Origin of the sequence: Limosilactobacillus rudii (assembly GCF_014145455.1) — a bacterium.
Lineage (GTDB): Bacteria > Bacillota > Bacilli > Lactobacillales > Lactobacillaceae > Limosilactobacillus > Limosilactobacillus rudii.
This window is the reverse complement of sequence record NZ_JACIVB010000036.1, coordinates 1-213: the sequence shown is the minus strand read 5'-3', so window position 1 is coordinate 213 and position 213 is coordinate 1. Positions and strand designations below refer to the sequence as shown.

At 46.0% G+C, this 213-nt stretch carries 1 rRNA gene; it reads right to left on the bottom strand.

Annotation, left to right across the window (positions count from 1 at the left end):
• A 23S ribosomal RNA gene (locus H5S39_RS02350) occupies positions 1-213 on the bottom strand; the annotation flags it as partial.

Sequence of the window (213 nt, the reverse complement as noted above, 5' to 3'; positions counted from 1 at the left end):
CAACTGTTGCGACTACGTCGCACTTTGGTAACTCTATTGTTCAGTCCTACAACCCCAGTAAGCAAGCTTACTGGTTTGGGCTCTTCCCCTTTCGCTCGCCGCTACTCAGGGAATCGATTTTTCTTTCTCTTCCTGCAGCTACTAAGATGTTTCAGTTCACTGCGTCTACCTCTTGCTAGCTATGTATTCACTAGTCAAGTAGTCAGCGATTAA